This is a genomic window from Paenalcaligenes sp. (assembly GCF_030152715.1).
Classification (GTDB): domain Bacteria; phylum Pseudomonadota; class Gammaproteobacteria; order Burkholderiales; family Burkholderiaceae_B; genus Paenalcaligenes; species Paenalcaligenes hermetiae.
Map to the genome: position 1 here is coordinate 1 of NZ_JASLIX010000123.1, position 4,390 is coordinate 4,390.

Consider the following 4,390-nt stretch of genomic DNA (forward strand, 5'->3'; position numbering starts at 1 on the left):
GAGAAAAGTCGTTCTTGGGAGCTCGGTACAAAATGGGATGTGATGGACGAGCGTTTGTCGTTGACCGCGGCGGTTTTCCAGACCGATAAAACGGATGCGCGTTCTACCGATCCGGCTACGGGGGATGTCTCGCTATCTGGAAGCAATCGGGTTCGCGGCTTGGAGCTGAGTGCCACAGGCGCGATCACGCCCAAGTGGGATATTTGGGCAGGTTATACTTACTTAGATCCTAAGATCAAAAAATACCGCAATAAAGAAGCCGTTTATGATGGCAATCAAATTAAATTCATTGCCAAAAACAGCGCCTCTTTGTGGACAACCTATAAAGTCCAGCCTGATTGGACCGTTGGGGGTGGTGTGACTTATGTGGGTAAACGTTTTGTTGACGATGCTAACGTATTAAAACTCCCATCGCACACGGTTTATGATGCCATGGTGCGTTATGATGTGACTAAAAACTTTAATCTTCAGTTTAATGTCAATAACATCACTAACACACGGGTGTATGATGCTTCGCATGTGGGATTATTTGCAAACGTGGGGCCAGGTCGTTCTTATATGTTGAATGCGACCTATCGCTTTGAGTAAATCGTGCATTGATACCGCATAGACGCCGCCCCATCTGGGGCGGCTTTTGCATTAAGGGAAAGCCATGCTGATCACCATTAAACATGTTTTAACACCTGAGCAGGTGCAAGATTGTAGACAGGCATTACTCAGCGCTGAATGGGAGGACGGAAAAAAAACAGCCGGCTATTTAGCACAACATGTTAAAGCTAATCTACAGTTACCGCTAACCAGTCCGGTAGGTTTGCAAGTGGGGCAGTTTTTACTGCATATTTTGCAAAATAACCCCACTTATATTGCGGCGGCTTTGCCTGCAAAAATACTGCCCCCTCGATTTAATTGCTATCAGGGGGGCGGTACGTATGGGAATCATATTGACAACGCTATTTTTCCTATTGCGGGCACAGAGGCGCGTTTACGCACTGATGTATCTTCTACCTTGTTTTTGAGCGATGCCGATGAATACGAGGGGGGAGAGCTGGTGATTGAAAATACCTATGGGACACAGTCGATTAAATTAAATGCGGGCGATATGGTGGTGTATCCAGGGACCAGTTTGCATAGAGTGAACCCAGTAACTGCTGGCACGAGGCTGGCTTCCTTTTTTTGGGCGCAGAGTATGGTACGCCAAGCGCACCGGCGACGTATGTTGTGGGATTTGGATCAGAGTATTCAAGCGATAGCCGCCACGAATAGCCAGCATCCGCAGCTTGCGGTATTAAGTGGCGTTTACCATAACCTACTACGTGAGTGGGCGGAGCTGTGATGACGACTCCTTTAGCACCTTTGGGGCAGATTCCGGCAGAGATTGTGACGGTTGCTGATTATATTTCTTATGCTCAGGCACGTATGACGCCCCAAGCTTGGGCTTATTTAACAGGGGGGGCGGCCGATGAGCGTTTATTGCACCGTAATGAATCGGCTTATCAGCGTTATCAGATCTGGCCACGCGTTTTACGTGATTTAACTGTCGCCCATACCCGAGTGAGCCTGTTAGGGAAAGAATACGCTTATCCTATTTTCTTAGCGCCTGTAGCTTATCAGCGCTTGGCGCATCCCGAGGGCGAGCTAGCCACCGCTTTAGCGGCGGCGGCAATGCAAACCCCTTTTGTGGTTAGTATGCAGTCTTCCACGGATTTAGCCGTTTTGGCTGCTCAAGCACCTGGCCCGCAGTGGCTGCAATGGTATTGGCAACTAGATCAACAAGCGAGCGCACGCTTATTAACGCAGGCGGTGCAGTTAGGTGTCGAGGCAATCGTATTAACGGTGGATGCGCCAGTTAATGGGGTACGTAACAGAGAGCAGCGAGCCCAGTTTTGTTTGCCTGCAGGGGTGGAGGCAGTGAATTTACGTGGTTTTGCACCGCAGCCAGCTTTGGTGTCGCAAGCGGGGCAAAGTCCATTGTTTGGTACGGGTTTTTTGCAGACGGCACCAACGTGGGCACAGGTGGCGGAGTTTATCCAAGATTGCCCCTTGCCTGTATTATTAAAAGGCATACTGCACCCCAGTGACGCGCGACAGGCTCTGGAAATAGGCGCTGCGGGTATTGTGGTGTCTAATCATGGGGGACGTGTTTTGGATGCTGCTCCTACGCCATTACAGGCTTTACCTGCTGTGGTGCAGGCTGTGGGGGCGTCGATACCGGTATTGGTTGATGGTGGGATTCGGCGTGGTACAGATGTGTTTATTGCTTTAGCGCTTGGTGCAAAAGCGGTGTTGATTGGCCGCCCGTATATGTATGGGTTAGCCGCTGCTGGAGCCGCAGGGGTGGCGCATGTGCTACATATTTTGCGCACAGAGCTCGAGGTGACAATGGCTTTAGCTGGGTGCCATAATCTGGATGCCATACAGCGTGATTGTTTGGGCGATGTATATTAGTCGAGCGCAAAACAACGCAAAGGCAGCTGACAAAGCTTAGCGTAGCGCCACCAGTCAAAAGCAGGGCCAGGGTCTGTTTTACGCTTGGGCGCGATATGCTCGTGGCCATAGACGGCTCGTAGCGGGTGACGCTGGCTCAGTATGTTTGTTAGGTAGGCTAAGCGCTCGTATTGGCTATCACTGTAAGGGATGGTGTCGGCACCCTCGAGCTCAATACCGATAGAGAAATCATTGCAGTTTTCTTTTCCCTGAAAAAAAGACTGCCCAGCATGCCAGGCCCGATCTAGGGTAGAAACAAACTGGATGATTTCACCATCTCGTCGAATTAAAAAGTGAGCCGAGACCTGAACCCCGCGTATGTGTTCAAACCATGGGTGAGCATCAAAATCTAGCTGGTTTTGAAAAAAACGAATGATGGCATCCCCCTCAAACTGATTGGGGGGCAGGCTGATATTGTGAATCACCAATAAATAAGGATCGATGCCGGAAGGGCGAGCATTCGCATTAGGCGAGGGGGCATGGCGTATGCCTGGTTGGGTGCAGAGCCAGCCGTGACGATCGATATAGCGCATTAGTGACGGGGACCAAGCTTAGCGTGATCCAAGCTGCACCATGTGTGATCGTTGCTCATCAGTGCTTCGGAGCGAGGAAGATAAATACCACAATGAGCGCAGCGTACCATGGGCTCGGCTTGGTGTCGAGAAACGGGTTTTTTAGGGCGTTGCCCGAGTGTTTTTTTATGGGTAATCATTCGGGTGACAAGCAGGGCTGCAATAATGACTACCACCCACAACAGCAATTTAGCCAAAAGGACCTCTCTGTAAAATAACATCTAACACAAAACGGCTACCGGTATAGGCCAATAGTAAAAAGCTAAACCCCACCAGCGTCCAGCGAAGTGCAATACGCCCTCTCCAGCCACGAAGCTGGCGCCCGATAAGTAGCCCGCCAAAGGTTACCCAAGAAAGCAAGGTAAAGAGGGTTTTGTGGTCTAGAGGGATAAGCTGATTCGCTAACCGTAATGATACAACCATGCCTGTGATTACGGTAAGGGTTAGGACAAAAAAAGCGATACGAATCAGTCTAAAGAGTAAATCCTCTTGGACCATTAAGGGTGGCATACTGTCCAATGCACGATACCATGTGTTTTGCTGACCGGCAGCCTGAACGGGACGATGCAGCTGTCGGTCTAATACGGTAATTAAAATAGCATGCATAGCGGCTACGCCTGCCAGGCCATAAGCACATAAGGCGATCAGTAAATGCACACGTAGCCATTCGCTGTTGGCATGATGGACTACAATGCCTTCTGGGAATAAGGTGGCAATAAGGCTGACGAGGGCGGCAGTAGGTAGTAATATAAGCAGCAAACTATCTAGCCGCAGATATAAACTTTCAAACCAAAATACCACCATACCTAGCCAGAGCCCTGCGGATAGGGCTAAAGCCCAGCCAATATGTAGCCCATGTGGCAAAATAATGGTTAACAACAAGCCCGTACCATGGATGATAATAGCGGCTAATAGGCCGGCTCTAAAAGTACGGTCTAATTTTGGAGAGCGTTGGTATTTTTGTATGGGCAGCCATAACGACAAAGCCAATACAGCATAGGCGATGGCCGCCAATCCATGAAATACTATACTTGCAGACATATTTATTGACAGGGTAGGTAAAAGTTTTCAGGCACGATGCCACAGTAAACCATATTTAATCTGTCTCCTCTATTCTATAGTTTAAGCGAAACCAGACTTATGTTTGAAAATCTTACCCAGCGCATGGCACGTGTTGTAAAAACAATGCGTGGACAAGCCCGATTGACTGAATCTAACACGCAGGAGATGCTGCGCGAAGTCCGCATGGCGCTTTTAGAAGCGGACGTAGCGCTGCCCGTGGTGCGAGAGTTCATTGCGAACGTCAAAGAGCAGGCATTGGGGCAAGAAGTCGC

General features: G+C 49.5%; 7 protein-coding genes. 4 read left to right on the forward strand and 3 right to left on the reverse strand.

Annotated elements, in window-relative coordinates; all coding sequences use genetic code 11:
• From Q1V74_RS10040 to Q1V74_RS10050, 3 genes are all read left to right on the forward strand, one after another.
• Nucleotides 1-588: TonB-dependent receptor (locus Q1V74_RS10040; RefSeq protein ID WP_300648597.1), on the forward strand; the 588-nt coding region annotated here is incomplete at its 5' end.
• Between the two features lie 64 nt (nucleotides 589-652).
• The gene (locus tag Q1V74_RS10045; RefSeq protein WP_300648599.1) at nucleotides 653-1,333 is read left to right on the forward strand and encodes a Fe2+-dependent dioxygenase; all 681 of its coding nucleotides are present in this window, start codon (nucleotides 653-655) and stop codon (nucleotides 1,331-1,333) included.
• The gene (locus tag Q1V74_RS10050; RefSeq protein WP_300648601.1) at nucleotides 1,333-2,445 is read left to right on the forward strand and encodes an alpha-hydroxy acid oxidase; all 1,113 of its coding nucleotides are present in this window, start codon (nucleotides 1,333-1,335) and stop codon (nucleotides 2,443-2,445) included. Before Q1V74_RS10045 ends, Q1V74_RS10050 begins: the two co-directional genes overlap by 1 nt.
• Here the strand turns inward: Q1V74_RS10050 and ampD are convergent.
• From ampD to ccsA, 3 genes are read right to left on the reverse strand one after another with little or no spacing between them, the layout of a single operon-like run.
• On the reverse strand, nucleotides 2,442-3,017 hold the full coding sequence (ampD, locus tag Q1V74_RS10055; protein WP_300648603.1) for a 1,6-anhydro-N-acetylmuramyl-L-alanine amidase AmpD: 576 nt from the start codon (nucleotides 3,015-3,017) through the stop codon (nucleotides 2,442-2,444). The two genes, Q1V74_RS10050 and ampD, sit on opposite strands and share 4 nt — an antisense overlap.
• Nucleotides 3,017-3,253: a PP0621 family protein gene (locus Q1V74_RS10060; RefSeq protein ID WP_260649390.1), complete on the reverse strand. Its 237-nt coding sequence runs from the start codon at nucleotides 3,251-3,253 to the stop codon at nucleotides 3,017-3,019. The genes ampD and Q1V74_RS10060 overlap by 1 nt, the downstream gene beginning before the upstream one ends.
• Nucleotides 3,246-4,097, reverse strand: coding sequence for a cytochrome c biogenesis protein CcsA (gene ccsA / locus Q1V74_RS10065; RefSeq protein WP_260649389.1), 852 nt, complete (start codon nucleotides 4,095-4,097; stop codon nucleotides 3,246-3,248). Before ccsA ends, Q1V74_RS10060 begins: the two co-directional genes overlap by 8 nt.
• Nucleotides 4,098-4,196: 99 nt before the next feature.
• Here ccsA and Q1V74_RS10070 point away from each other — a divergent pair.
• Nucleotides 4,197-4,390: signal recognition particle receptor subunit alpha (locus Q1V74_RS10070; RefSeq protein WP_300648606.1), on the forward strand; the 194-nt coding region annotated here is incomplete at its 3' end.

Coding starts and splice junctions, on each gene's coding strand:
- Q1V74_RS10045 (WP_300648599.1), top strand. CDS start 653: ATGCTGATCACCATTAAACATGTTTTAACACCTGAGCAGGTGCAAGAT.
- Q1V74_RS10050 (WP_300648601.1), top strand. CDS start 1,333: ATGACGACTCCTTTAGCACCTTTGGGGCAGATTCCGGCAGAGATTGTG.
- ampD (WP_300648603.1), bottom strand. CDS start 3,017: ATGCGCTATATCGATCGTCACGGCTGGCTCTGCACCCAACCAGGCATA.
- ccsA (WP_260649389.1), bottom strand. CDS start 4,097: ATGTCTGCAAGTATAGTATTTCATGGATTGGCGGCCATCGCCTATGCT.